Annotated in this window: 23 protein-coding genes; 12 read left to right on the top strand and 11 right to left on the bottom strand. The window is 72.3% G+C overall.

All coding sequences use genetic code 11. The features are described 5' to 3' along the window. A complete protein-coding gene (locus ABD371_RS01670) occupies positions 1–987 on the bottom strand; it encodes a GlxA family transcriptional regulator (protein WP_344471810.1) in 987 nt (328 codons plus the stop codon). A 38-nt stretch (positions 988–1,025) separates the two neighbouring features. Here ABD371_RS01670 and ABD371_RS01665 point away from each other — a divergent pair, with 38 nt between their 5' ends. Then, a complete protein-coding gene (locus ABD371_RS01665) occupies positions 1,026–2,369 on the top strand; it encodes an MFS transporter (RefSeq protein ID WP_381734335.1) in 1,344 nt (447 codons plus the stop codon). Here ABD371_RS01665 and ABD371_RS01660 read toward each other — a convergent pair. Beyond that, a complete protein-coding gene (locus ABD371_RS01660; RefSeq protein WP_344472170.1) occupies positions 2,329–2,925 on the bottom strand; it encodes a flavin reductase family protein in 597 nt (198 codons plus the stop codon). The genes ABD371_RS01665 and ABD371_RS01660 overlap by 41 nt on opposite strands. Before the next feature lie 97 nt (positions 2,926–3,022). On the opposite strand from ABD371_RS01660, the gene ABD371_RS01655 reads away from it, so the two are divergent. Then, entirely contained in the window at positions 3,023–3,922 is a 900-nt protein-coding gene (locus ABD371_RS01655) for a hypothetical protein (protein ID WP_344471808.1), read from the top strand. Between the two features lie 14 nt (positions 3,923–3,936). On the opposite strand, the gene ABD371_RS01650 is transcribed toward ABD371_RS01655, so the two are convergent. From ABD371_RS01650 to ABD371_RS01640, 3 genes are all read right to left on the bottom strand, one after another. After that, complete coding sequence (locus ABD371_RS01650; protein ID WP_344471806.1) at positions 3,937–4,764, bottom strand: enoyl-CoA hydratase/isomerase family protein; 828 nt, start codon at positions 4,762–4,764, stop codon at positions 3,937–3,939. Continuing rightward, the gene (locus tag ABD371_RS01645) at positions 4,761–7,001 is read right to left on the bottom strand and encodes an acetate--CoA ligase family protein (RefSeq protein WP_344471804.1); all 2,241 of its coding nucleotides are present in this window, start codon (positions 6,999–7,001) and stop codon (positions 4,761–4,763) included. Before ABD371_RS01645 ends, ABD371_RS01650 begins: the two co-directional genes overlap by 4 nt. A 234-nt stretch (positions 7,002–7,235) precedes the next feature. Continuing rightward, the gene (locus ABD371_RS01640; protein WP_344472168.1) at positions 7,236–7,778 is read right to left on the bottom strand and encodes a DapH/DapD/GlmU-related protein; all 543 of its coding nucleotides are present in this window, start codon (positions 7,776–7,778) and stop codon (positions 7,236–7,238) included. Positions 7,779–8,324: 546 nt separating this feature from the next. On the opposite strand from ABD371_RS01640, the gene ABD371_RS01635 reads away from it, so the two are divergent. The 3 genes from ABD371_RS01635 (at position 8,325) to ABD371_RS01625 (ending at position 12,415) form a co-directional block, all read left to right on the top strand. Continuing rightward, positions 8,325–9,737: a beta-propeller fold lactonase family protein gene (locus tag ABD371_RS01635; protein WP_344471802.1), complete on the top strand. Its 1,413-nt coding sequence runs from the start codon at positions 8,325–8,327 to the stop codon at positions 9,735–9,737. Between the two features lie 284 nt (positions 9,738–10,021). Then, the gene (locus tag ABD371_RS01630) at positions 10,022–12,025 is read left to right on the top strand and encodes an alkyl/aryl-sulfatase (RefSeq protein ID WP_344471800.1); all 2,004 of its coding nucleotides are present in this window, start codon (positions 10,022–10,024) and stop codon (positions 12,023–12,025) included. Positions 12,026–12,088: 63 nt separating this feature from the next. Next, positions 12,089–12,415 (top strand): thioredoxin family protein, encoded by a 327-nt coding sequence (locus tag ABD371_RS01625; protein WP_344471798.1) that lies wholly within the window; start codon positions 12,089–12,091, stop codon positions 12,413–12,415. Between the two features lie 164 nt (positions 12,416–12,579). On the opposite strand, the gene ABD371_RS01620 is transcribed toward ABD371_RS01625, so the two are convergent. The 3 genes from ABD371_RS01620 to ABD371_RS01610 all read right to left on the bottom strand — a co-directional run bounded on the left by ABD371_RS01620 (position 12,580) and on the right by ABD371_RS01610 (position 16,164). Beyond that, entirely contained in the window at positions 12,580–13,122 is a 543-nt protein-coding gene (locus ABD371_RS01620) for an NUDIX hydrolase (RefSeq protein WP_344471796.1), read from the bottom strand. A 987-nt stretch (positions 13,123–14,109) separates the two neighbouring features. Next, positions 14,110–14,901: a hypothetical protein gene (locus ABD371_RS01615; RefSeq protein WP_344471794.1), complete on the bottom strand. Its 792-nt coding sequence runs from the start codon at positions 14,899–14,901 to the stop codon at positions 14,110–14,112. Positions 14,902–15,030: 129 nt separating this feature from the next. After that, complete coding sequence (locus ABD371_RS01610) at positions 15,031–16,164, bottom strand: flavin-containing monooxygenase (RefSeq protein WP_344471792.1); 1,134 nt, start codon at positions 16,162–16,164, stop codon at positions 15,031–15,033. A gap of 316 nt (positions 16,165–16,480) precedes the next feature. Here ABD371_RS01610 and ABD371_RS01605 point away from each other — a divergent pair, with 316 nt between their 5' ends. Next, positions 16,481–16,909, top strand: a complete 429-nt coding sequence (locus ABD371_RS01605; RefSeq protein WP_344471790.1) for a Zn-ribbon domain-containing OB-fold protein — start codon at positions 16,481–16,483, stop codon at positions 16,907–16,909. Between the two features lie 3 nt (positions 16,910–16,912). Here ABD371_RS01605 and ABD371_RS01600 read toward each other — a convergent pair whose 3' ends face one another. Beyond that, positions 16,913–17,629, bottom strand: coding sequence for a pyridoxine/pyridoxamine 5'-phosphate oxidase (locus tag ABD371_RS01600; RefSeq protein ID WP_381734339.1), 717 nt, complete (start codon positions 17,627–17,629; stop codon positions 16,913–16,915). A gap of 91 nt (positions 17,630–17,720) precedes the next feature. Between ABD371_RS01600 and ABD371_RS01595 the strand changes: the two genes are divergently transcribed. Genes ABD371_RS01595 through ABD371_RS01585 form a run of 3 tightly spaced genes read left to right on the top strand, consistent with a single transcriptional unit; the run spans position 17,721 to position 19,690 of the window. Then, complete coding sequence (locus tag ABD371_RS01595; protein WP_344471788.1) at positions 17,721–18,332, top strand: TetR/AcrR family transcriptional regulator; 612 nt, start codon at positions 17,721–17,723, stop codon at positions 18,330–18,332. Positions 18,333–18,366: 34 nt separating this feature from the next. Then, a complete protein-coding gene (locus ABD371_RS01590; protein WP_344471785.1) occupies positions 18,367–18,903 on the top strand; it encodes a VOC family protein in 537 nt (178 codons plus the stop codon). Further along, the gene (locus ABD371_RS01585; protein WP_344472164.1) at positions 18,896–19,690 is read left to right on the top strand and encodes a MerR family transcriptional regulator; all 795 of its coding nucleotides are present in this window, start codon (positions 18,896–18,898) and stop codon (positions 19,688–19,690) included. Before ABD371_RS01590 ends, ABD371_RS01585 begins: the two co-directional genes overlap by 8 nt. Positions 19,691–19,703: 13 nt before the next feature. On the opposite strand, the gene ABD371_RS01580 is transcribed toward ABD371_RS01585, so the two are convergent. Then, the gene (locus ABD371_RS01580; protein WP_344471783.1) at positions 19,704–20,873 is read right to left on the bottom strand and encodes a thiolase C-terminal domain-containing protein; all 1,170 of its coding nucleotides are present in this window, start codon (positions 20,871–20,873) and stop codon (positions 19,704–19,706) included. 112 nt (positions 20,874–20,985) lie between these two features. Here ABD371_RS01580 and ABD371_RS01575 point away from each other — a divergent pair, with 112 nt between their 5' ends. Next, entirely contained in the window at positions 20,986–22,245 is a 1,260-nt protein-coding gene (locus ABD371_RS01575; RefSeq protein ID WP_344471781.1) for an acyl-CoA dehydrogenase family protein, read from the top strand. Further along, positions 22,242–22,751, top strand: a complete 510-nt coding sequence (locus ABD371_RS01570) for a nitroreductase family deazaflavin-dependent oxidoreductase (RefSeq protein WP_344471779.1) — start codon at positions 22,242–22,244, stop codon at positions 22,749–22,751. The genes ABD371_RS01575 and ABD371_RS01570 overlap by 4 nt, the downstream gene beginning before the upstream one ends. A gap of 8 nt (positions 22,752–22,759) precedes the next feature. Here the strand turns inward: ABD371_RS01570 and ABD371_RS01565 are convergent, their stop codons facing one another. Beyond that, entirely contained in the window at positions 22,760–23,608 is an 849-nt protein-coding gene (locus ABD371_RS01565) for an NAD(P)H-binding protein (RefSeq protein WP_344471777.1), read from the bottom strand. A gap of 114 nt (positions 23,609–23,722) precedes the next feature. On the opposite strand from ABD371_RS01565, the gene ABD371_RS01560 reads away from it, so the two are divergent. Beyond that, positions 23,723–24,769, top strand: coding sequence for an AraC family transcriptional regulator (locus ABD371_RS01560; protein WP_344471775.1), 1,047 nt, complete (start codon positions 23,723–23,725; stop codon positions 24,767–24,769). Positions 24,770–24,836: the final 67 nt, after the last annotated feature.

Genomic DNA, 24,836 nt, shown 5'->3' with positions numbered 1-24,836 from the left:
TCAGAGCCCCGGGGAGCCGGCCCGGAAGGTGCGCCGGTAGACCGTGGGGGCCACCCCCAGCGCCGACTGGAGGTGCTGCCGCATCGACTGGGCCGTGCGGAACCCGGCGTCCCGCGCCACCTGGTCGACCGACAGCTCGGTCGACTCCAGCAGCTGACGGGCGCGCTCCACCCGCTGATGGGTGAGCCACTGCCCGGGGCTCACCCCCACCTCCTCGCGGAAGCGGCGGGTGAACGTCCGTACGCTCATCGACTCCCGCTCCGCCAGATCCCGCAGCTGGATCGGCTCGTGCAGCCGGTCCATCGCCCAGCCGCGCGCGGTGGAGGTGGTGGCGAACTGCGGCTCGGGGACCGGCCGCCGGATGTACTGCGCCTGGCCGCCGTCGCGGTGCGGCGGTACGACGCTGCGCCGGGCCACGTCGTTGGCGACGGCCGAGCCGTGGTCGCGGCGGACCATGTGGACGCAGAGGTCGATCCCGGCCGCGACGCCCGCCGAGGTCAGCACATCGCCGTCGTCCACGTACAGCACGTCCGGATCGACCCTGACCGAGGGGAAGAGCCGCTGGAAGCGGTCCACCGCGCTCCAGTGGGTCGTCGCGGGACGGCCGTCGAGGAAGCCGGCCGCCGCGAGGAAGAAGCCGCCCGTGCAGATGGACGCCATCCGGGTCCCCGGCCGGATGTGGGCGAAGATCTCGGCCAGCTCCTCCGGGAGCCTGCCGTCCTCGGTGAGGGCGGGCGTCCGGTGCGCGGCCGGGACGATCACCGTGTCCGCCTCGGCCAGCGCCTCGGGGCCGTGCGTCACGCACACCGCGAAGTCGGCCTCGGTGGCGACCGGTCCGGGGACGCCGGTGCAGGTGGTGACCGTGTAGAGCGGATCACCGGCGGGGGAGACGGACCGGCCGAAGATGCGGTGCGGAATCGACAGCTCGAAGGGGATCACCCCGGGGAGCGCCAGGACGACGACGCGGTGCGGCGGGGAAGAAGCCATGGCCCGATCCTAACGGAAGGTGTCCTTCGGGCCACTCGATGACGGTGGACCGTGCGCCGGAAGCTGGATCCGTGACCGAGACACGCCAAGCCGAACCCGTACCCCTCGTCCCCGATCCGCCCGCGCGCCGCTTCACCGTGCACCGCGCCTGGTCCGTCGCCGCCGTCGCCTTTGTGACGATCATCGGAGCCGCCGGATTCGCCTCCCTGCCGGGCCTGCTGATCGAGCCCCTGCACGAGGAGTTCGACTGGTCGCGCGGCAGCATCGGCTTCGCCGTCTCGGTCAATCTCGCGCTGTACGGGCTGACCGCGCCCTTCGCCGCCGCCCTGATGGACCGCTACGGCATCCGCCGGGTCGTCGCCGCCGCCCTCACCGTCATCGCGGGCGGCTCGGCGCTCACCGTGGTCATGACCGAGCCCTGGCAGATGGTGCTGTACTGGGGTGTTCTGGTCGGCCTCGGCAGCGGCTCGATGGCGCTCGCCTTCGCCGCGACCGTCACCAACCGCTGGTTCGTCAAGCGGCGCGGCCTGGTCACCGGCATCCTCACCGCCGCCGGGGCCTCCGGCCAGCTGGTCTTTCTGCCGCTGCTCTCCTGGCTGGTGGAGAACCACGGCTGGCGGCCCGCCGCCATCACCGTCGCCCTCTCCGCGCTCGCCGTCGTCCCCTTCGTCTGGCTGCTGCTGCGCGACCACCCGGCCGACACCGGCACCACGGCGTACGGGGCCGAGGTCTTCACCCCCAAGCCCCCGCCGGTCCCCGGCGCGGCCCGCCGCACCGTCGCGGTGCTCCTCAAGGCCGTGCGCACCGGCCCGTTCTGGCTGCTGGCGGGCACCTTCGCGATCTGCGGAGCGACCACCAACGGCCTGGTGAAGACCCACTTCGTGCCCGCCGCCCACGACCACGGCATGCCGATCACGGCCGCCGCCTCGCTGCTCGCCGTCGTCGGCGTCTTCGACGTCATCGGCACCATCGCCTCCGGCTGGTTCACCGACCGCTTCGACGCCCGCCGACTGCTGGCGGTCTACTACGCGCTGCGCGGGGTGAGCCTGCTCTTCCTGCCGATGCTGCTGGCCCCCTCCGTCGAACTGCCCATGGTCTTCTTCATCGTCTTCTACGGCCTCGACTGGGTGGCGACCGTCCCGCCGACCATCGCCCTGTGCCGTGAGCACTACGGCGAGGACAGCGCGATCGTCTTCGGCTGGGTGCTCGCCTCGCACCAGGTCGGCGCGGCGGTGGTGGCCTTCGCGGGCGGGGTGGCGCGCGATGTCTTCGGCTCGTACGACGTGGTCTGGTACGCCTCCGGGGGCCTCTGCGCGATGGCCGCGCTGATGGCCCTGGTGATCACCCGGCCGGCGCGGAGCCCGGACCTCCCGGCGCTCTGAGTCCGCGGAACCGCCCCCGGTGGAAGACGAGCGGCTCGCCGTCGCCCGTGGTGCCGAGCGCCTCGATCCGGCCCACCACGATCAGATGGTCGCCGCCGGTGTGCACCGCCCGGATCGCGCAGTCCGCCCAGGCGGTGCCGCCCGCGAGCAGCGGCGAGCCGGTGACCGGCGCGGGGGTGTGCGCCACCCCGGCGAACTTGTCCGCCCCGCTGACCGCGAACGCCCGGCACAGCCCGCCCTGTTCCTCGCCCAGCACGGTGGCGCAGAACACCCCGGCGCGGGCGATCCGGGGCCAGCTGGCCGAGGCGCGGCCGACCAGGAAGAGCACCAGCGGCGGATCGAGCGACAGCGACGAGAACGACTGGCAGGCGAACCCGGCCGGGCCCTCCCCGTCGCGGGCGGCGATGACGGTGACCCCGCTGGGGAAGTTCCCCAGCACCCGCCGCACCTCCGCCGGGGCGACCGGAGGCCGCCGGTCCGGCCTGGGCGGTAAGGGCGTTCCGGGTGCCCCGGGCGCCCCGGGCGCTTTGAGGCACCGGACGGCGGTGGCGGCCATGGCCGCGTGTCCCATCACCACTCCATTGAAACTGACGGATCGTCAGATGAGAACCCTGGCGACAGCGCGGAAAAGCCCCGGACATACGGTCGGCCACATGGGACGAACAGGATGTTCCCGGCCCTGGCGCTGGGAACCGAGAGATGTCGCCGTGGGGGCGGGCGCGAGCGCCGTGCAGCTCGCCGTCGCCCTCACCGCGTGCTTCATCGTGGAGACGGTCACCGAGGACGACTACGGAGTGCCGCCGTCCGCGTTCGGTTTCCTCTGTCTGCTGGTGGTCGCCCCGCTGATCGTGCCCGTCGCCGGGCTGCTCTTCGCCATCGCCCTCCCGGTGCCCGTGCGCGCGGTCGCCGCCTGGGCCGTACGCCGCGCCGGCGGGCCGTCACCGCGCCGGGCGCTCCTCCTCCCCGCCGCCTTCGCCGCCGCCTTCGCCGCGCTCTGGGCCGTACCGCTCGCCCTGCTCGGCGCCGGATACCTCACGGCCTGGGCCTGGCTCACCGCCGGAACCGTCCCGCCGCTGCTCGCCATGGCCCGCTACCGCCGCGCCGAAGCCGCGCGGGAGACCCCGTACACCCGGCTGGGCATCTGGTTCCACGCCTTCGGCGCGACCGTCCTGCTGGTGCCCGCGACGGTCGGAGCGCTGGCCCTCGCCACGATGGGCGGAGTGATCGAGGAGTACGAGCCGCCCCGGCTCACCGCCGGCCGGCTGGCCGGGGAGTGGGAGGGCCCGGACGAGGCCCTGATCCGGCTCGACGCGGACGGCTCCGCAGCCCTGATCGACGCGCCGATGGGACCCGAGGGCGAGGGCTGCCAGGGCGTGGGGGAGTGGTCGATCGACGAAGAGGAGTACGGGCACCGCGACGCCGTCCGGGTGACCGGCTGCGGCGACGAGCAGTTCTGGCTGATCGCGGGCACCGACCCCCGGCCCGAACTCTCCGTGCTCGTCGGAGACCCCGACGTCGGCGATGTACGGATCTTCCTTCCCCGGACGCCCTGAACCACGGCTTCGGATCAGCGGCCCTCGAACGAGGGGCTCCGGCGCTCCACGAAGCTCGCCACGCCCTCCCGCGCGTCCCGGGTCGACATATTGATCTCCTGCGCCGCCGCCTCCGCCGCGAAGGCCGTCGCACGGTCCGACTCCAGCGAGGCGTTCACCAGCTGCTTGGTCAGCGCCAGCGCCCGCGTCGGCCCCCGGGCAAGGCGCTCGGCCCACTCCCGGGCCGTCCGCTCCAGCTCGCCGTCCGCCACCACCCGGTTGACCAGCCCGATCCGTTCGGCCTCGGCGGCCGTGAGCGCGTCCCCGAAGAACATCAGCTCCTTGGCCCGCGCCGGCCCGATCAGCCGGGGCAGCAGATACGCCCCGCCGCCGTCCGGGACCAGTCCGCGCCGGACGAACACCTCGATGAACCGGGCCCCTTCCGCCGCCACCACCAGATCGCAGGCGAGGGCGAGATGCGCGCCGATGCCCGCCGCCGTGCCGTTGACCGCCGCGATCACCGGCTTCTCGCACTCCAGCACGGCGGCGATCAGCCGCTGCGCCCCGCGCCGGACCGTACGGGCCACCTCGCCCGTCCCCCGCTGTGCCGGTGGCCCGGCGGCGGAGCCGCGCAGATCCGCGCCCGCGCAGAAACCCCGCCCGGAGGCGGTGATCACCACGGCCCGCACCGCCGGATCGGCATTGGCCCCGTCGAGCAGCGCGACGATCCGCTCGCGCTGCTCCCACGTCACCGCGTTCATGACCTCCGGCCGGTTGAGGGTGATCCACAGAACGCCGCCGCCGACCCGGTCCAGCACCTCGTCCCCGTCCCCGTCCCCGCCCCTGTCCTCGTCCCCGCTCATCGGCACACCGCGAGCGCGTCCAGCGCCACCGCCCCCTGGCCGCGCTCCAGCACCACCAGCGGATTGATCTCCAGCTCCGCCAGGCCGTCCCCCAGCTCCAGCGCCATCCGCTGCACCCGCAGCACGACCTCCACCAGCGCGTCCACATCCATCGGCGGACCGCCCCGCACCCCCTCCAGCAGCGCCCGCCCCCGCAGCTCCCCGAGCATCGCCCGCGCCTGGTCCTCGCCGAACGGAGGGACTCGTACCGCCGTGTCCTGGAGCACCTCCACCAGCACCCCGCCGAGCCCCACCGTCACGGTCGGCCCGAACAGCGCGTCCTGGGACACGCCCACGACCATCTCGACCCCCCGGTCCACCAGCTGGCAGACCAGCACCCCGTCCAGCTCGATGTCCTCCTGGCGCGCGATCTCGGTCAGCTCCCGGTAGACCTCCCGCACCTGACTCGCCGAGGTCAGCCCGACCGCCACCAGCCCCAGCTCCGACTTGTGCGCGAGCCGGTCCCCGGACGCCTTCATCACCACCGGGTACCCGATCAGCGCTGCCGCCCGCACCGCCGCCGCCGCGCTGGTCACCAACTGCTCGCGCGGCACCCGGATCCCGTACGCCCGCAGCAGCTGCTTCGCCGCGTGCTCGCTCAGCCGCCGGCCGGGGCTCAGCAGCTCCCGAGCCTTGCGCGCCGAGGGCGAGGGGATGCGCGGGGCCTCGTCGAAGGGCGAGCGGTAGCCGCTGGTGAAGCGGTGGTGGTCGAGATGGGCGCGTACGGCGGTGATGCAGTTGCCGAAGGTACGGAAGGTGGCGACCCGCGAGGAGCCCAGCAGCGTCCGGCGGTACGCGTCCTCCGTGCCCACCGGCGATCCCCACACCACGCACACCAGCTTCTCGGTCGCCTCGGCGGCGGCCACCAGATCCTGCGCGAGCCGGTCGCTCAGCGGCGGGAAGGGCCCCGTGATCGGACAGATCAGCACCCCCACCCCCGGGTCCGCCAGGATCGAGTCGATGATCTTCCGTCCCCGCCAGTCGCCGACCGGATGGCCGCCGTTGTCCACCGGATTGGCGACACTGAGGTACTCCGGGATCCACTGGTGGAGTTCGCGCTGCCGGGCCGGGGAGAGCGCCGGCAGCCGCAGCCCGGCGGCGCTGGCCAGATCGGCGAAGTGCGCCCCCGTGCCGCCCGAGATCGAGTACACGACCACCCCGTCGGCCACCGGCTCCCGGGCCCGCGCCAGCAGCGCCGAGGTGTCCTGGAGCTCATCCAGACCATCGACCCGGATCACCCCGTACTGCCGCATCGCCGCGTCCACCACCCGGTCCGCCCCGGTCAGCTTCCCGGTGTGCGAGGCCGCCGTCCGCGCCCCCACCGCCGTCCGCCCCACCTTCACGGCGACCACCGGCACCCCGCGCCGTGCCGCGCGGTCGGCGGCGAGCAGAAACGCGCGGCCGTCCTTGAGCCCCTCCACGTAACAGGCGATGGCCCCCACCTCGGGCCGCTCACAGAAGTACGAGATGAAATCGGCGGTCTCCAGATCCGCCTCATTGCCCGTGGGCGCCCAGTGGGACAGCCGCACCCCCAGCTCCTGAAGAGTGAAGACCGGCCTGCCCTGATGCCCCGACTGCGTGATCAGCGCGATCGCCGGCCCCGGCAGATCCTCCCGGAACGCCTCGAACGCGTTCAGATTCGTATTCGGCCCCAACAGCCGCACCCCGACCCGCCGCGCCTCCTCCGCCAGCCGCTCCTGCGCCCGCGCCCCCTCCGCCCCCGTCTCCGCGTACCCCGACGCGAACGCCACCGCGAACCCGATCCCCGCCTCCGCCAACTCCCCCATCACCGGCAGCGGATCCCGGACCAGCAGCACCGCCACATCCACCCGCTCCGGCAGCTCCCCCAGCTCCCCCACCGAGCCCACACACCGCAGCCCGTACACCCTCTCCCGCCCCGGATGCACGGGATACACCCGCGCCCCGACCCTCTCCGCCCACCCGATCAGCCGCCGAGTGATCCCCGCACCCGGCCTCCCCTCCTGATCCGACGCCCCGACCACCGCCACCGCCCGGGGCCGGAAGAGCCGGTCCAGATCGGGCACCGGCGCGTACAGCGGCCGTCCGCTGACATCCAGATCCCCTGCGCCCGCGGTCGCCGACGCGGCGTCGTGGACCGCGTCACGGGGATCGACTCCGCAGGCGACGACACGTGCGCGGAGGTCGGAGGTGAGGGTGCCGTGAGTGGATCCAAGCATCGCTGAGCCCCGCTCCTGCTCGGTGCAAATAGCTGACGCTCAGTCAGGTTACTGGCCGGGAGCGGAGTCAGGAAGGGGTGAGGTTCCGGGATGTTCCCCGGGCGCGCGGGCTGTTCGGTTTCATGATTGTTGGCGGCCTTCGCGCCGATGGCGATGGATCACCTGTTGATGAGCTGGGGGAAGGCAGGGGAAGACACGGCCTGGGCCCCTGCCTCGCCCGCGGTGGGGAGAACGTCACCACTCCCGTTTCACGGTGGCCTTGCCGCCGGTCACCAGACTCGCCGGCGGAACGTCATCGGCCACCACCGCGCCGGCTGCGATCACAGCGTCCCGGCCGATACTGACGCCGGGCAGGATGGTGGCACCCGCACCGATCCACACGTTCTCCGCCACATCGATGGGCGCGCCGGTGAGGTACAGCCGCCGCTCCTCGGGATCCACCGGGTGGCCGCCGGTGATGAACGTGACCTTCGGCCCGACCATCACGCGCTCGCCCAGCCGGATGCCCGCATAGTCCAGGAACGTGCAGTTCTGGTTGATGAAGACGCGCTCGGCGAGATCGAGGTTGAGGCCGTGGTCCGTGTAGAAGGGCGGGTAGATCGTGACGCTCGGCGGCAGCGGTCTGCCGAGGATCTGTTCCAGCAGTTCCGCCTTGCCCGCTTCGTCCTCGAAAGGCAGGACGTTCAGCCGGGAGGTGAGCCGGGTGACCCGCAGGACCCTCTCGGCCATGGCCTGGAACTCGGCACTGTGGATGCGCAGGAGACGGTCACTGGGCATGTCGCTGTCTTTCCGGTCTGTCGGGCGCTCGGCCCGGACGGGCGCGGGCAAGACGGTCGACCGCGTCCGCGTCGCCGACAGCCCGCTGAGCATCGAGATTATTCCGGTACGGGCGCGCGTTCACCCTTTCGCGTGAACCGTCTCCAACGCCTGGCCTCAGTCGCTTCTGCTTCAGGCTGGCCGGAAGCCATCAAGGGCCACTGGCGCACCACGCCGCGTCCCGGATGAACCCGGTCCCAGGCCGGGACGCCTGTGAGGCGGCTCCTTGCAGGGTGGCCACGGCTGGCTCCGCAAGGCTCGCGGCGGCGGCGGAGCGGCACTTCGGGGAGAGGCGGCCCGGACCGGTCGTATGACGGGATGGCCGGAACGATTCTTCTGAGGTCGGCCGGGCCGGTCGGGCCGGTCGGTGGCGGTCCTGACAAACCGTCATTCCATTGAAAGTGTTCCGGAGGCCGGCCCGGCAGGGGTGTCGTCGTGCCCGGCCCGCCCCGTGACATCGGCACAGATTCTTCTGCGCCCCCATCGAATGGGAGAACCGTTTCCGCCATGCTCCGCACCGCGACCAGGCCGTCGGGCCCGTACCGCACCGCCCTGACCGCGCTGGCCCTGGCCGGGCTCGCACTCGCCTCCGCACCACCCGTCCAAGCCGATCCCATAAGCGCTGTGAGCAGGACGACTGCCGTGCAGGCCTCGGCCGGCACGTTCGCCTACGTACCGAACCGGGCCAGCAACGATGTGAAGGTCATCGACACCGCGAGCAACACGGTGACGGCGACGATCGACGTCCCCGGCGGCCCCACCCGGGCCGCGGCCTCGCCGGACGGAACCTCCGTCTACGTCACCTCCTACAGCGCCGGCACGCTGAGGGTCGTCGACACGGCGAACAACACGGCCACCGCCCCGCTCCCGACCGGGCGGGGCGCCCAGGACCTGGCCGTGACCCCCGACGGCTCACGGCTCTACGTCGCGAACCATCTCGACAAGAACCTCGCCGTCGTCGACACCGCCACCCGCACCGTCACCGCGACCCTCCCGGTCGACGTCGCCGCCAACGACATCGCGCTCTCCCCGGACGGATCCCGCCTCTACCTCACCGAACGCGAGCGGATCACCATCCTGGACACCGCCACCGACACGGTCGTCAAGCGGATCGCGGTCCCCGCCTCCACCCCGAACCGCATCGGCTTCGCCCCCGACGGCGCCCGCGCCTATGTCTCCGACATGGCCACCCATGTCCTCCATGTCCTCGACACCGCCACCGAGACCGTCACCGGCGCCATCCCCGTCCAGCAACGCCCCTTCGACGTGGCCGTCACCCCCGACGGCACCCGCGCCCTGGTCGCCCGCAACGGCAACAACACGGTCGCCGACGTCAGCCTCGCCACCGCGAGCGTGACCGCGTCCGTCCCCGTCGGAACCCGCCCCGCCGCACTCGCGCTCTCCCCCGACGGCGCCCGCGCCTATGTCGCCAACGCCGCCGGCAACTCCGTCTCGGTCATCGACACCACCACCGACACCGTGACCGCCACCGTCCGTGTCGGCAACGGGCCCGGTGACATCGCCCTCGCCACACCCCCCGCCGCCGACCTCGGCCTCACCCTCACCGCCACCCCCCGCCCCGGGCTGACCGGGCGCGTCGACTACACCCTCACCGCCACCAACCACGGCCCCGGCCGCCTCACGAACGCGACCGTCACCGCCGACCTGCCCGCGTCCGGAACGACCAGCCCCGACTGCACGGTCACCGGCACCACCGCCACCTGCGCGGTCCCCGACCTCGCCCCCGGCGGCTCGGCCACCCGCCACTTCGCCACCTCCGTCGCCCTCCTCAGCCTCGGAACCCCCTACACCCTCACCGCGACCCGCACCGCCGGCAGCCCCACCGACCCCAACCCTGGCAATGACACCGCCTCCCGCACCTGCACCGCCCTCACCCCTCTGATCATCAACTGCGCCTGACATCCGCCCCCGGCGGCCGATGGGGCCGTTCCGGCGAAGGCGAGCCACGGAGCGAGCCACCGCCGGAAAGGAGCATCGAGGACGAGTCGGGTGATCCCATGGCTCGCCGTGCGGGACTGGCCGATTTCGCCCCCTTTCCGGGGCGGGCGGGGGCTGGGATGATTCCGCGACCGGATCGTTACATTCGGTAATATTGTTCGACATTCCTGGAAATCTCCAGGATTGTTCGCGGGGTTTGCCCCGTTTCCTCAGGGGTGTGCTCCGCCTGGTGGAAGGAGAGTCCATTGACTGGTCTGCCGTCAGATGAGCCCCAGCCCGCGACGCCGTTGACGAGGGATCTGAACGCGGCGGTGACGGTTCCGCCGGACGGCCAGGATCCGGAGGCGGGGCTCGCGGCGAAGGGACTGATCGCGGCGCTGCCGCCGGACTTCGTGGTGGACAAGCAGGGCAGCCCGGTGCCCGCCTGGAGCCTGACCCCGTACACCTTCCTGACCGGACCGGCTCCGGACACCGTCAACCCGAGCCTGTGGCGCAACGCGCTGCTGAACATGAACACCGGCCTCTACGAGGTCGTCCCGGACGCCGTGTACCAGGTGCGCGGGATGGACCTGTCGAACATCTCCTTCCTGGAGGACCCCACCGGGGTGTCCCCGGAGGTCGTGGTCGTCGACCCGCTGATCAGCGAGGAGTGCGCGGCAGCCGCCTGGAAGCTCTACCGGGAGCACCGGGGCGCGGACCGCGTGATCCGAGCGGTGATCTTCACCCACTCCCACCTCGACCACTACGGCGGTGTGCTGGGCCTGTTCGAGGGCGGCCGGCTGCCCCGCGGGGTGGACGTCATCGCCCCGGAGGGATTCCTGGAGCACTCGGTCAGTGAGAACGTCTACGCGGGCAACGCGATGCTGCGCCGGGCGCAGTTCATGTACGGCTCGCTCCTGGAGCGGTCCGAGAAGGGACAGGTGGACGCAGGTCTGGGCAAGACCATGTCCTCGGGGTCCCCGGGTCTGCTGCCGCCGACCTACACCGTGACCCCCGAGGTGGCGCGGCCCCGTCATGTCGTCGCCTTCGGGCCGGTGAATCTGGAGTTCCAGCTCACCCCCGGTACGGAGGCCCCGGCGGAGCTGAACTTCTATCTGCCGGACGTCGAGGCGCTGTGCATGGCGGAGAACGCCACACCGACCCTGCACAACCTCTACAGCCTGCGCGGCGCCCAGGTGCGGGACGCGAAGGAGTGGTCGCAGTATCTGAACCAGTCGGTGGAGTGGTACGGAAACCGGTCGAAGACCCTGTTCGCCTCGCACTTCTGGCCCCGGTGGAACACCGAGGAGTCGCCGGACGCGATCGTGTCCTTCCTGACCAGCCAGGCCGATCTCTACCGCTTCCTCCACGACCAGGCGCTCCGGCTGGCGAACCAGGGCCGGACCATGACCGAGATCGCCGAGGACCTGGACTCCCAGGTCCCGGAGTCTCTGGCGGGGCAGTGGTTCAACCGCGGCTACTACGGCACGGTCAACCATGACCTGAAGGCCGTCTACCAGCGCTATCTGGGCTGGTACGACGGCAACGCGGCCCATCTGCACCCGCTGCCGCCCGAGGAGTCCGGCCCCCGCTACGTCGAGGCGCTGGGCGGCGTGGCCAAGGTGGTGGAGCTGGCCCGGCAGTCGTTCGAGAACGCCAAGAGCGCGGACGACTACCGGTGGGCCGCCGAACTCCTCGCCCACGCCGTCTTCGCCGACCCGGCACACCAGGAGGCCCGCGCGCTGGAGGCCGACGTCCTCGAACAGCTCGGCTACCAGGCCGAGAGCGGCCCCTGGCGCAACTTCTACCTCGCCGCCGCCCATGAACTGCGCACCCGACCCGTCGACGGCCCCCCGCCCGGCACGCCCGCGCCGCAGATCATCACCCAGCCCGTGCTGGAGGCGATGCCGCTGGAGATGCTCGCCGACTACCTCGGCATCCGCCTCAACGGCCCCGACGCCGCCGGCCACCCCCTCACCCTGGGCCTCAAGATCACCGGCGGCCTCGCCGACGATCCCACCCACTGCGCCCTCCAGCTCCGCAACGGCGTCCTCGTCTACACCCCCGGCCCCGTCGTCCCGGCGCGGGCCGACGCCACCTACACGATCACCCGCGCCGGCCTCAACGCTCTCGCCATCGCACAGACCACCCCCGACCAGCTCGCGACCGACGGCGAACTCACCGTCGACACCGGCACCCTGGACCCCCTCAACACCCTCAACGGCCTGCTGGTGACCTTCGAGTACTGGTTCGGCCTCGCCACGCCCTGACCGTCAGTTCCCGGGCCGCGGCGGTTCCGCCGCGGCCCGTCCCTTCGTGAAGGAGTGAGTCCCATGGGCAGCACCGTCGTCGATGTCACCGACGCCGACTTCGAGACAAAGGTCGTCAAGGCCACCGGTCCGGTCCTCGCGGTCTTCCGCGCCGAGTGGAGCGGCCCGTGCAAGATCCTGGACCCGGTCCTGGTGGACATCGCCAAGGAGTACGCCAACCGGCTGACCGTCGCCCGCCTCGACATCGACCGCAGCCCCAACACGCCCCCCAAGCACAACGTCACCGCCGTCCCCACCCTGTACGTCTTCAAGGGCGGGAAGATCGTCGCCACCCGCATCGGTCCCGCCTCCAAGAGCAACGTGGCCGAACTGGTCAAACCACACCTCTGAGCACGCGGCGCGGGGTCCAGGAGAAGCGATTCGAGTACGGCCGCGGTGGGGTCGATGACACGGTTCCAGTCCTCCCGCGTGGCCTCACCGACCTCCAGCGCCGCGTGGATCGCGACGCCGTCGGGACGCTGGTTCAGGGCCGCGAGAGCGGGGCCGGTCCGGGGTCAGCTCATCGCTTGGGCGAGACGCCGACCCCACTTCTCGTCACGGAGGGAGCCCGCTGCTCGCCAGACGGCGTCGGAGACTTCTTCGGTCTGGAGTTCACCGATGCCGGCCGTGGTGCGGAACAGGAAGCGGAAGTCGAAGTGCTGATGGGCCGGCTCGTCCTTGGCGGGGTTGGCGTCGATGGGGTGGATGTCGATGTGCAGCGGGGTCTCTCCCTCCGGGGTGACCAAGTGAGGCGGGATCCCGGTCTCCTCGGCCAGCTCCCGGCCCGCGGCCCGCAGAAGCGTCTCGTCGGAGGGCTCCAGATGGCCGCCGGGCAGAAGCCATTTCCCGGTCGCGTTGTGGAGGATGTGCAGTACGCGTCCGTCGGCGCCGACGAGGACCGCGCCTGCGGTGATGTGGCCGGGCAGCGTCTTCCGGCTGGTGAGGTCGCCGACGCCGTCGATCAGGCCGAGTACCGCTTCGAGCGCGTGCTCGTCCTCGGGGTACCGGTCGAGATAGGCGGCGATGGTCGTACGGATGTGTTCTTGCGTGATGGTCACGGTGATCACCTGTTGAAGTAGGAGAGCCGGGTCGCCGCGACGGCTTCGCGGGATGAATGGTCCAACGCTCGTGCCGTGGAGCAAGTTGACGGCGCTGATGCCGTTCACCAGATAGAAGTAGTGGCCGGTGGTCCGGTGCCATCACCGAGGGTCAGTGGCGGGAGGCCTTGGAGGACGTGCGTGCCGCGTACGAATCCCCGCCTTCAGCAGGAACCCCACGGTGCCCCGGCGACTGCTCGATGCCGTTCTGTGTTCGGCGGCCCCGGGTTTCATGTGCGGTGCCCCACTAGGGCGCGAATGTCTTCTCGTAGGGCCTCGTGCCGCCCTGCTTTCCGGCAAAGCGCGGACGAGATCGAGCATTCGGCCCTTTCCCCAAGGGGCTGTGCTGAATCACCCGGAGGGAAGACCTCGTGCCGACAACGGCGATCAGCGCTGTCCGCACGCAGTGCCCGTACTTTGATTCGCGAAGCGTTGGAAGCCTGGGAGCTGGGCGAGTTGGAGCACACCGCCACGCTGATCTCTCCGAGCCGGTCGGCAATGCCGTGGTCCACACGGCGTCCCGGCGAATCCGGGTCTCCGTCAGGAGGTCGGCCATTGACCGGGTGCGAATCTCCGTCTCCGACAAGTCCGGCAGGCAGCCCAATCCAGGGCGGCCGGAGAGTGCCGGCGGCGGCGGCCGGGGCCTGCTGATCGTGGAGGTGTTGGCCTCGCGCTGGGGCAGTGACAGAACCGTTGGGGGAAGGTCGTCCGGGCTGAGATCGGTACCCCGATCAGACTGAGTGGCGACGGCCGGTGACAGCCGCAGAGCGAGGATGCACAGCGCGTCGTCGCCGGCCGGGCCACCGTCGTCGCCCGCTACGCCCGGGGCGACTCGCTGAAAGCCAGCGCCCGGGCGTAAGGCGTCCACGCGCCGTGGCTGGTGGCCCGGCTCACCCGGTGGGGCATGGGGGTACGGGACCACAGCGCATCCCGGCGGACGCCGGGGGGTCAGCGGACGTCGACGAAGTCGCCGCTGGTGAGGGTGGTGGAGGTGGAGGTGGTGCCGGGGAAGTTCCAGCGCCAGTAGCCGTCGGTGGTGGCTTTGACGGTGGTTTTGAGGTTGCCGGTGGAGTTGGTTTTGACGAGCTTGACGGTGGAGTAGGAGTTGGTGCCCTTCTTGCGGAACTGGAGCTTCACGGGCTGGTTGGTGTAGCCCGCGTAGCGGAGGGTGTCCCAGTTGGCGCGGGAGAGCTTGCCGGTGACGGTGAGGTTCTTGTTCTTGCGGACGGGCTCGGGGCCGGCGTCGACGGTGAGGGCGGCGCGGCGCTGGAAGGGGTGGGTGCCGTGGTAGGCGCCGTAGTAGTCGCCGTCTTTGGCGGTGAACTGGAGGTAGACCTGCCAGTTGCCGGCGAAGTAGTTGCGGGGGAGGTCGTATCCCTTGGGCTCGCTGGTGAAATTCGAGGTGCAGACCGAGGTGGTGCGGTTCTTCGCCTTGCAGGAGGGTTCGAGGAAGTAGCCCCAGTAGTTGTCTCCGACCTCCCGCTTGATGCCGAGGTACGGGAGACCCTTGTGGTCGATCCCCGAGTTGTCGGAGACGGTCACCGATATCGAGAACTTCTCGTTCTGGCCGGTGCCGATGACGATGGGCTTGCCGCCGTTGACGACGAGCTTCTCGATCTTCACGCCGGTGTTCGCGGCGGGCGCGGCCTGGGCGGCGGACGCGGCGGGCGCGACCGCGAGGACGGAGGCGGAGAGGGCGAGCACAGTGCCGAGGGCGGCGGCTGTGGACGAAATGCGCATGGAACCCCACTGGTTGAGATGGCCGTCGGCATGGTGACTCGTGTCGGCCGGACGGCTGGATGAAAGCAGGTGGCGAGAGGATACGTGCCGAGGTTTGGACGTCGGCAGGGAGGGTAGCGGGAACGCTGGTCAGGTGCGGGACAGGGCTTTCGCGATGCGCTGGGCGTCCATCGCCATCTCGCGGAACATCCCGCTGATGGGGTTGGTGAACCCGGTGAAGTAGAGCCCCGGGGCCCGTGCGGGCGACCGGCCGCCGTGGGTGAGGGGCCGCCCCCGGGAGTCGAGGACCTCCAGATGGCCGAGGAGGTCTTCCAGGGCCCGCCGGTAGCCGGTGGCGGCGATCACGGCGTCCGGGGTGGCGCGGCTGCCGTCGGCGAGGACGGCCTCGTCGCCCTCGAAGGAGGCGAGTGCGGCGACCGGCTCGACCCGTCCGGTGCGTACCGCCTTGACGAGACCGACGTCCTGGACGGGGATGGCGCCGGCCCGGACGCGGGAGTAGAGCCCCTCGGCGGGGCGGGGCAGTCCGTGGGCGGTGAGATCGGGTACGGAGATTCTGGCGAGGGCGGAGCCGAGTCCGTCGACCAGGCGGGTGGGCAGGCGGCGGACGAGGATGCCGGTGCGCTGGGCGGGCCAGCCGACGGTGCTGCGGCGGACGATGTGCGGGGGTGTGCGGACCGCGAGGCGGACCCGGGCGGCGCCGCCCGCCGCCAGGTCGACGGCGATCTCGGTGCCGGTGTTGCCCGCGCCGACGACCAGGACGTCCTTGCCCTGGTACGGGGTGGGGTCGCGGTACTCGCCCGCGTGCAGCAGTTGGCCGGTGTAGCTCTCGCGGCCGGGCCAGTCGGGCAGCGCGGGGGTGTGGTTGTACCCGGTCGCGACCACGACCGCGCGCCCGGTCAGCCGCCGTCCGCCGGTGGCGTGGAGCAGCCAGCCGTTCTCCGTCGCCTCGACGCGGGTGACCTCCACGCCGGTCACGATCTCCAGCTCGTGGAATTCCGCGTACTTCTCCAGATAGCGGATCACATTGTCGCGGGAGACCCACCGGCCGAAGGACCGGGGCATGGGGAGCCCCGGCAGTCCGGAGAGCCCCCGGGTGGTGTGCAGATGGAGCCGGTCGTAGTGGCGTCGCCAGGACGCGCCCACCGCGTCGGACTTCTCCAGCACCACGGTCCGTACGCCCCGCTTGCGCAGCGCGGCCGCCGCGGCCAGGCCGCCAGGGCCGCCGCCGATCACATAGACGGGCCTGTCGTCCGTTCTGTCCATGAAGCGTGAGCGTACTGCGCGCCCCCCTTGATGGGTCTCGGTCAAGTCGGAAATCCATACCGAATTGATCACGACCGATCGTCTGATGATGGGACTTCGATCGGTTCTGGCCAGGTGGCGGCCGACCCTTGCGGGGAGGGGGCGACTTCGGCTGAACTGACGTGGCGTCAGAAATGCTGTACGGCACCGAACATGGGGGACCCGAACGGCAGAGCGTGGCCCGGCCGCGCGAAACGGCCCGCCTGCCGGGCCGAAACGGCTTTCGGCCTCGCCCGGGGCCGGGGTCCCGCCGCCACGCGCCGATCGGAGTCCGCCGATGCCCGCTTCCCCTTCCCCTTCCCCCGCGATCCCCGAGGCCGACGACTTCACCCGCCCGTTCTGGGACGCCGCCCGGGAGGGCCGGCTGCTGCTGCGCCGCTGCCGGGGGTGCTCCGCCGCGCACCACTACCCGCGCGAGTTCTGCCCGTACTGCTGGAGCCAGGACGTCCGCTGGGAGACCGCGAGCGGCCGGGCCGCGCTCTACACCTGGTCCGTCGTCCATCGCAACGATGTGCCGCCGTTCGACGCGCGGACGCCGTATGTCGCGGCCGTCGTGGATCTCGCGGAGGGTCCGCGCGTGATGACCGAGGTGGTCGGGTGCGGGGCGGGGGAGTTACACGTCGGGATGGCGTTGACGGTCGCCTTCCGCGCGGAGGAGGGCGGGTTCGCGGTCCCGGTCTTCCGGCCGGCCGCCGGCCCCGGGTGACCCTCAGGGCCAGAGCAGCTCCCGGGACCAGTCGCCCCCCTGCTCCTCGCGCCGGTAGCGCAGCCGGACGTGCTGCCGCCAGACGTCCCCCTGGAAGAACTCCACCTCCCGGGGCTCCAGCACATAACGGGTCCAGCTCGGCACCCGCGCCTCCGGCTCCGTCCTCGCCCGCTCCCAGGCCGCCGCCGAGGCGTGCGCCAGCTCCTCCCGGTCGCCGAGCACCTCGCTCTGGTGCCCGGTGAGCGCGGCGGCGAGCGCGCCCGTCGAGCGGGCGTGCAGATCGGCGGCGCTCTCCGCCGCGTCGATGGTGGCGACCGGCCCCCGGACCCGGACCTGGCGGCCCCGCGCGGCCCAGTAGAAGCCGATGGCCGCCTCCGGACGGGCGCTCAGCTGCCGGCCCTTCGCGCTGGTGGAGTGGGAGGCGAAGTGCCAGCCGCGCCGGTCGGCGTCGTGCAGCATCAGGGTGCGTACGTCCGGACGGCCCGCCTCGTCGGCGGTCGCCAGCGTCATGGTGTGCGGCTCGGGCTGCCCGGCGGCGACCGCGTCCGCGAACCACTGGTGGAAAAGGGCCAGCGGGGTGCCGGGGGCGGTCGCCGGGTCGAAGGAGGGGAGATCGATGTCCCAGACGCGCTGGGCGTTCAGCAGCACCCGGAAGGCGTCCTGGGCGTGGAAGGGGTCTCGGTCCCGGGCGTCGTTGTCCATGCTCTCCGCACTCTCCATGGCCCCAGTGAACACCACTCGGGCCGTAGTGGTCCGCCTATAGTGGTCGAACGGCTGAACCCTTGAAGCTCGAAGGAACGGTGACACCCCCATGCGGCAGAACCTGGCCAGGCGCGCCGCGCTGGTCGACGCGGCCATCGAGGTGCTCGCCCGCGACGGCGCGCGCGGGCTGACCTTCCGGGCCGTCGACACGGAGTCCGCCGTCCCCAAGGGCACCGCGTCCAACTACTTCGCCAACCGCGACGATCTGCTCAACCAGGCCGGGGCCCGGATCTACGAGCGGATGCGCCCCGACCCCGACACCATCGCGGCGATGAACGAGGGCCCGGCGGACCGGGAGCGGACCGCACGGCTGGTACGCGAGGTGGTGGAGCGGGTCTCCACCTTCCGCACCGGCTATCTCGCCCTGCTCGAACTGCGCCTGGAGGCCACCCGCCGGCCCGCCCTGCGCACCCTGCTCACCGAGCGGGTCAGGGCCGATCTGGAGGCGAATGTCGAAGGCCATCTGGCCGCCGGGCTCCCCGGGGACGCCGATGCGGTCAGAATGATCTACCTCGCCGCCAACTGGCTGGTGGTGGAGCGGCTGACGCTCCCCGAGGTCTTCCCCGAGGACTCGGCCACCGAGCTGATCACCGCCCTGGTCGAGCGCCTCCTCCCGCCGGACGGGCCCCTCCCGCCGAACGGATCCCCGGAACCGGCTTGACCCTCACGCCGCGTGAGGCCGGAGGGTGAGGCGCATGAGCGACTACTACAACGCGTTCGAGACCAGCCCCGTGCCCGCCCCCGGCCCCGACGCGGTCCCCCCGGAGCTGTTCCGGGGCATCTACGGGATGCCCGCCTTCGTCACGATCCCTACGAGCGACCTGGCGGCTTCGGTGGAGTTCTGGACCCGAGGACTCGGATTCTTCGAACTGTTCGCCATCCCCGGCAGCCTCGTGCATCTGCGCCGATGGGCCTTCCAGGACGTCCTTCTCGTCCCGGCGGAGACCGTTCCGGAGCAGCCGCCGGCGATGAGCCTCAGCTTCTCCTGCGTACTCGGCCAGCTCGACTCCCTCGTCGAGGACTGCCGCGCGCTGCGCCCGGACTCGGTCGACGGCCCCCGGGACACCCCCTGGAACACCCGCGACGTGGAAGTGATCACCCCCGAGAACGCGCGGATCGTCCTCACCGCCGCGAAGCCCTTCGTCCCGGACAGTCAGGAGGCACGGAACCTTGAAGCCATCGGGATCACCCCACCCGACACCGGCCGCCCGGACGGCGGAGGGCCTGCCTGACGCCGACGGCCTGACCGTCGGCCAGGTCTCGTCCCGGCTGGGTGTCACCGTCCGCGCGCTGCACCACTGGGACGAGATCGGTCTGGCGCGCCCCTCGCTGCGCACATCCGCCGGATACCGCCTCTACACCGCCGGTGATCTGGAACGTCTGCACCGCGTCGTCGTCTACCGCGAGATCGGCCTCGGCCTGGACCGGATCCGTACCGTCCTGGACGACCCGGACGCGGACGTGCCCGGCGCGCTGCGCGCGCAGCGCGACCGGATCGCCGAACGGATCGAGCGCCTCCAGCGGCTCGGCGACGGGCTGGACCGGATGATCGAGGCCCATGAGCGCGGCCCGCTGCTCACCGCCGAGCAGCAGACGGGGATCTTCGGCCCCGGGTGGAATCCGGAGTGGCCGGCCCAGGCCCGCCGGAGCTACGGGGACACGGCGCAGTGGCTCCAGTACGCCGAACGCTCGGCCGCTCGCGGCCCGGAGGAGTGGCAGGAGGTCGCCGACGCCGTCGCCGGGCTCGACCGGGCCCTCGGGGACGCGATGGACGCGGGCGTCCGGCCCGGCAGCCCGGAGGCGGACCGGCTCGTCGAGCGGCACCGCGAGGTCTTCGCCTCGTACTTTCCGCTCACCCGGCGGATGCAGGTCTGTCTGGGGCGCAGATACGAGGCGGACCCGGCGTTCGCCGCCCACTACGACGGCATCCGCACCGGCCTCGCCTCCTGGTTCCGGCGGATCGTCGACGCCAGCGCGCGCGCCCACGGCATCGACCCCTCCACCGCGACCTGGGAGTAGCGCGGCGGAGGTCTCAGTCCCGGCCCAGCACCACCGTGCCCGAGGAGCAGAACCACCCCCCGGTCCCGCAGGCGACCGCGAGCCGGGGCGGGCCCCCGCCCGGCAGCCGGACCTGATGTCCGCCCGCCTCGCCGCGCAACTGGCGTACCGCCTCGACCAGCAGGAACAGCCCGCGCATCCCCGGGTGGCAGGCGGAGAGCCCGCCGCCGTCGGTGTTCACCGGCAGCTCGCCGCCCGGCCCGATCCGGCCCTCGGCGACGAAGGCCCCGCCCTCCCCCTTGGCGCAGAAGCCCAGGTCCTCCAGGGTCACCAGGGTCATATGGGTGAAGGCGTCGTACACCTCGGCGATGTCCATCTCCGCCGGGGCGAGCCCGGCGCGCTCGAAGGCCAGCCGCCCCGAGACGGCCGCCGGGGAGACGGTGAAGTCCTCCCAGGAGGACATCGCGGTGTGCGAGACATACTCCCCGGTGCCCAGGATCCACGCCGGGGGCTTCGCGGTGTCGGGCAGGAACTCCTCGCCGGCCAGCAGCACCGCGCACCCCCCGTCGCTGCGGACGCAGCAGTGCAGCTTGGTGAACGGGTCCGCGACCATCGGCCCGGACAGCACCTCGTCCACGGTGATCGGGGCGCGGTACATCGCCTCCGGGTTGGCGGCGGCGTGGGCGCGGGCCTGGACCGCGACCGAGGCGAGCTGCTCCAGGGTGGTCCCGTACTCGTGCATGTGGCGGCGGGCGGCCATCGCGTACTTCGCGATCAGGGTGTGCCCGTACGGAGCCTCGAACTGGAGCGGGCCCCCGCCGCCGAAGGAGAGGCCGGCGGTGCGCCGCCCCGCCCTGATGTCGGCGCGCGCGGTGGATCCGTAGGCGAGCAGCACGGCGCGGGCGTGCCCGGCGGCGATCGCGTCGGCGGCGTGCGCGGCCATCACCTCCCAGCTCGCGCCGCCGACGGAGGTGGAGTCCACCCAGCGCGGCCGGATCCCGAGGTACTCGGCGGCCTCGGCGGGCGCGAGGAGACCGAGTCCGGCGGAGCCGAAGCCGTCGACGGCGGAGCGGTCGAGCCCGGAGTCGGCGAGGGCGCGGCGGGCCGCCTGGGCGAGCAGGGAGTAGGGGGTGCGGCCGTCGATCCGGCCGCAGTCGGAGAGGGCGACGCCGACGACGGCGACCTTGCGGGAGGTGGCTGCCATAAAGCTGACGGTACATCAGATATGGGTGCCGAATGGAGACACGCGGTGCACGCTCTCTGTCCAACGGCCTTCGCTCTCTCTAATATGACGGCCCATCAGCTCGGGAGGTCCCATGGACACCGCCTTCGCCGCGCTCACCGAAGAGCAGCGCGAGATCCGCCGCACCCTCCGCGAGGTGCTGGCCGCCCGCTGCGGCCCGGACCGGCTCGCCACCGTGGCGCTGACCCCCGCCGGACACGACCCCGAGCTGTGGACCTGCCTCGGCGAACGGCTCGGACTGCCGGGGCTCGCCCTGCCCGGGGAGTACGGGGGAGTCGGCTGCGGCCTTCCCGAACTCGCCCTCGCCTGCGAGGAGACCGGCCGCGCGCTGCTCCCCTCCCCGCTGCTGGCCACCGTCGGCCTCGCCGCCCCGCTGATCACCGCCCTCGGCTCGCCCGCCCAGCGCGCACGGCTCCTGCCCCGCCTCGCGGACGCCTCGCTGACCTGCGCCCTCGTCATCCCCGGCGGCTCCCTCGCCACCGCCATCGGGCTGATCGGAGAGAGCGGGAGCGGGAGCGGGAGCGGCGGCGCGTGGGCGGCGGGCGGCGGCCGGGCCGGCGGCGTCCAGGCGCGGCCCGCGCCCGGCGGGGGCTGGCTGCTGTACGGGGAGGCCGGCCAGGTCCTCGACGGGCACAGCGCCGGACTCCTGCTGGTCGCCGCCCGTGCTGGCGGCTTCGCGCGCGGGCGCACCCTGCTCTTCCTGGTACGCGCACAGGCCCCGGGGCTGACCCGCGCCCGGCTCACCGCACTCGACCAGACCCGGCCGCAGGGCCGCGTACAGCTGCGCGACTGCCCCGCCGAGCTGCTCGGCGACGACGACGGCCCGGCCGTGGCCCGGGCGCTCTCCTCGACCGGCGTCCGGGCGGCGGCGCTGCTCGCGGCGGAGTCCTCGGGGGCGGCGGCGTACGCCCTGGAGCGGACCGTGGCACATGTGCGCGAGCGCGAGCAGTTCGGCCGCCCGATCGGCTCCTTCCAGGCGGTGAAACACCGGCTCGCCGATCTCTACGTCCAGGTCCGGGCGGCCCGTTCGGCGGCCCGGTACGCGGCGTGGGACCCGGCCGGGGCGGGCGGTCCGGCGCTGGCGCAGTGCCTGGAGACGGTGCGGACGACGACGGCGGAGGCGGTGCAGTTGCACGGCGGGATCGGGTTCACCTGGGAGCACGAGACGCATCTGTACTTCAAACGGGCGGCCGGGGACGAGCTGCTCTTCGGCCCGGTCCACGGGCTCCGGGAGCGGGCGGCGCGGGAGGCCGGACTGTTCGCGGCGGAAGCCCCGCAAGCCCCGGAGACCCCGGCGGCTGCGGCGGCCCCGGCGCTGGGCGCGGCCCGGTGACCCGCGCCCCGGCGGGCGTCCGGCTGGTCCGGACCGTCTCCTCGACCCGCCTCTTCGCCCGCCTCGCCCCCCGCGTCATCCCGTCCCTGGACCGCGCCGTGCACCGGCTGACGGGCGGCAGGGCCATGCTCAGCACCCTGATGCTCCCCGGTCTGGTCCTCACCGCCCGGGGCGCGAAGACCGGACTCCCGAGAGCCGTCCCCCTGGCCTGCATGCCCGAGGCCGACGGCTCCTGGATCCTCATCGGCTCCAACTTCGGCCGCCCCGGCCACCCCGCCTGGACCGCCAACCTCCTCGCGCACCCCGAAGCCGACGTCAGCTGGAAGGGCGAGAACATCCCCGTCGAAGCCCGGCTCTTCGAAGGCGAACAACGCCGCCGCGTCTGGTCCAGGGTCCTCCGCTTCTGGCCCCCCTACGCCACCTACCAGGCCCGGATCACCCGTCAGATCCGCCTCTTCCGCCTCACCCGCCGGGACCGGCCGGACCCGCCCCGGCTGTGCCCCTGACGGCCCGCTCAGACGGACTTGCCGTCGAGGACCGCGCCGAAGTCCGTGCGGCTCACATAGTCGGAGAAGGGCTTCGGCTCACGGCCGATGGCGCGGCGGACGCCGTCGGAGAGTTCGGCGCTGCCGTCGGCGCTGATGTGCTGGAAGAGGTCGCCGAGGACTTCGCCGAAGGCGGGCGGGTAGCCGCGGGCCTCCTGCTCCTCGATGTACTGCTCACGGCTGATGGGGGTGTAGGCGAGGGGGCGGCCGGTGGAGGCGGAGACGGCGGCGACGACGTCGTCGAAGGTGAGCGCCTCGGGGCCGGAGAGCACATAGGTCTCGCCCGTGTGACCGTCCTCGGTGAGGGCGGCGACGGCGACGTCGGCGAGGTCCTCCAGGTCGATGAAGGGCTCACGGCCCTTGCCGGCGGGAATGCGCAGCTCGCCCTCCGAGAAGGGCACGGTGTACCAGGCCTCTTCGGCGAAGTTCTGGTTGAACCAGGCGGGACGGAGGATGGTCCAGTCGAGGCCGGAGTCCTTGACGGCGCGCTCGGTGGCGAGCGTCTCGCCGCCCAGCTCGCCCCAGGTCCGCGCGGAGAGCAGCACCAGCCGTTCCACCCCGCTCGCCCTGGCGGCCTCGGCGAAGGCGGCGACCTCGGCCGGCGCGTCCGGGCCCTGGGAGTCCACGACGTACACCGCGCGGACGCCCTCCAGGGCCGGGCCCCAGGTGGTGTCGGAGTGCCAGTCGAAGCGGACCTCGCCGGAGCGCGAGGCGATCTTGGGAGTGAACCCGGCCCGGGTCAGGGCCGCGGCCACCCGGCGGCCGGTCTTGCCGGTGCCGCCGAGTACCAGAACAGGGGTAACTGAGGAGGAAGTCATGAGGAACAGTCAACCCGCGCCGGACGGAACGGAGGATGGCTGTCCCTCTCAATCAGATGTTTGAGCGTCTCATTTTTCGATCCCGCCACCCACGGCCGGATCTAGACTCCTGCCATGGAAGACGCGCTGTCGACCCTGCTGCACGACGTCCGCCCCCGGGGAGCCCTCTTCGACCAGTCCGCCTTCGCCCCGCCCTGGTCCCTGAGGTTCGTCGAACCGACCCCGCTCACTCTCCTGACCATGCTGAGAGGCGAGGCCTGGGTGACTCCCGACGGCGGCGAGGCCGTGCCGCTGCGCCCCTGGGACGTGATGATCGTCCTCGGGCCCGAGCCGTACACCGTCTCGGACAACCCCGGCACCCCGCCGCGTCTGGTGGTTCACGGACCCGACCGGTGTACGACGCCGGACGGCCGGGTCGTCGTCGGCGAGCAGCCGATCTGCGGATACGCGCCCTGTCCGGAGGGGACGGAGGGGACGGCGGAAGCGGCGGAGACGGTCCTGATCAAGGGCACGTACCAGGTGAGCGGCAGCGTCTCGGGACGGGTGCTCGACGCGCTGCCGAGGATCGCCAGGATCCCCGTGGGAGCGGGCGGCTGCCCGGCGCTGGACATGATCGCGTACGAGCTGGACCGGGAGGCCCCGGGCCAGCAGGTGGTGCTGGACCGGCTGCTGGACCTGCTGCTGGTGATGAGCCTGCGCGAGTGGTTCGAACAGCCGGAGGCCCAGGCCCCCGCCTGGTACCGGGCCCATGGCGATCCGATGATCGGCCGGGCGCTGCGGCTGATCCACGGCGATCCGGCCCGTGCCTGGACGGTGGCCGGGCTCGCCACCGAGGCCGGGGCGTCCCGGGCCCGGTTCGCCCAGCGGTTCAGCGATCTGATGGGCCAGTCGCCCATGGCGTACCTCACCGAGTGGCGCATCTGCCAGGCCGCCGATCTGCTCGCCCGGACCGATGCCACCGTCGAGGCCGTCTCCCGCCAGGTGGGCTACTCCAACGCGTACGCCCTCAGCGTGGCCTTCAAGCGCACCATGGGCGTACGCCCGGGCGAGCACCGGGCGAGGTCCCGGGACCAGGTCGCGCGGGGCCCCGCGTGGGCGGCCGGGACCGGAAAACACGGAAAAGAATTGAGGGATTACCCCATCGATCGGGCGGCCGGGTGATTGATTGACCCTTGTTCCGTTTATACGGGAGTGTCGCCGTCGCCGTTGAGTTTCTCCTGATCAGCCT

Source organism: Streptomyces amakusaensis, assembly GCF_039532665.1.
Classification (GTDB): Bacteria; Actinomycetota; Actinomycetes; order Streptomycetales; family Streptomycetaceae; genus Streptomyces; species Streptomyces amakusaensis.
Note: the sequence above shows the minus strand (reverse complement) of the source record. Positions and strands in the feature narration are given on the sequence as shown.

What these genes read in the sequence shown, in the direction of transcription:
- ABD371_RS01670 (WP_344471810.1), bottom strand. Translation starts at nt 987, where the DNA reads ATGGCTTCTTCCCCGCCGCACCGCGTCGTCGTCCTGGCGCTCCCCGGG.
- ABD371_RS01665 (WP_381734335.1), top strand. Translation starts at nt 1,026, where the DNA reads ATGACGGTGGACCGTGCGCCGGAAGCTGGATCCGTGACCGAGACACGC.
- ABD371_RS01660 (WP_344472170.1), bottom strand. Translation starts at nt 2,925, where the DNA reads ATGGCCGCCACCGCCGTCCGGTGCCTCAAAGCGCCCGGGGCGCCCGGG.
- ABD371_RS01655 (WP_344471808.1), top strand. Translation starts at nt 3,023, where the DNA reads ATGGGACGAACAGGATGTTCCCGGCCCTGGCGCTGGGAACCGAGAGAT.
- ABD371_RS01650 (WP_344471806.1), bottom strand. Translation starts at nt 4,764, where the DNA reads ATGAGCGGGGACGAGGACAGGGGCGGGGACGGGGACGGGGACGAGGTG.
- ABD371_RS01645 (WP_344471804.1), bottom strand. Translation starts at nt 7,001, where the DNA reads ATGCTTGGATCCACTCACGGCACCCTCACCTCCGACCTCCGCGCACGT.
- ABD371_RS01640 (WP_344472168.1), bottom strand. Translation starts at nt 7,778, where the DNA reads ATGCCCAGTGACCGTCTCCTGCGCATCCACAGTGCCGAGTTCCAGGCC.
- ABD371_RS01635 (WP_344471802.1), top strand. Translation starts at nt 8,325, where the DNA reads ATGCTCCGCACCGCGACCAGGCCGTCGGGCCCGTACCGCACCGCCCTG.
- ABD371_RS01625 (WP_344471798.1), top strand. Translation starts at nt 12,089, where the DNA reads ATGGGCAGCACCGTCGTCGATGTCACCGACGCCGACTTCGAGACAAAG.
- ABD371_RS01615 (WP_344471794.1), bottom strand. Translation starts at nt 14,901, where the DNA reads ATGCGCATTTCGTCCACAGCCGCCGCCCTCGGCACTGTGCTCGCCCTC.
- ABD371_RS01610 (WP_344471792.1), bottom strand. Translation starts at nt 16,164, where the DNA reads ATGGACAGAACGGACGACAGGCCCGTCTATGTGATCGGCGGCGGCCCT.
- ABD371_RS01605 (WP_344471790.1), top strand. Translation starts at nt 16,481, where the DNA reads ATGCCCGCTTCCCCTTCCCCTTCCCCCGCGATCCCCGAGGCCGACGAC.
- ABD371_RS01600 (WP_381734339.1), bottom strand. Translation starts at nt 17,629, where the DNA reads ATGGAGAGTGCGGAGAGCATGGACAACGACGCCCGGGACCGAGACCCC.
- ABD371_RS01595 (WP_344471788.1), top strand. Translation starts at nt 17,721, where the DNA reads ATGCGGCAGAACCTGGCCAGGCGCGCCGCGCTGGTCGACGCGGCCATC.
- ABD371_RS01590 (WP_344471785.1), top strand. Translation starts at nt 18,367, where the DNA reads ATGAGCGACTACTACAACGCGTTCGAGACCAGCCCCGTGCCCGCCCCC.
- ABD371_RS01580 (WP_344471783.1), bottom strand. Translation starts at nt 20,873, where the DNA reads ATGGCAGCCACCTCCCGCAAGGTCGCCGTCGTCGGCGTCGCCCTCTCC.
- ABD371_RS01575 (WP_344471781.1), top strand. Translation starts at nt 20,986, where the DNA reads ATGGACACCGCCTTCGCCGCGCTCACCGAAGAGCAGCGCGAGATCCGC.
- ABD371_RS01565 (WP_344471777.1), bottom strand. Translation starts at nt 23,608, where the DNA reads ATGACTTCCTCCTCAGTTACCCCTGTTCTGGTACTCGGCGGCACCGGC.
- ABD371_RS01560 (WP_344471775.1), top strand. Translation starts at nt 23,723, where the DNA reads ATGGAAGACGCGCTGTCGACCCTGCTGCACGACGTCCGCCCCCGGGGA.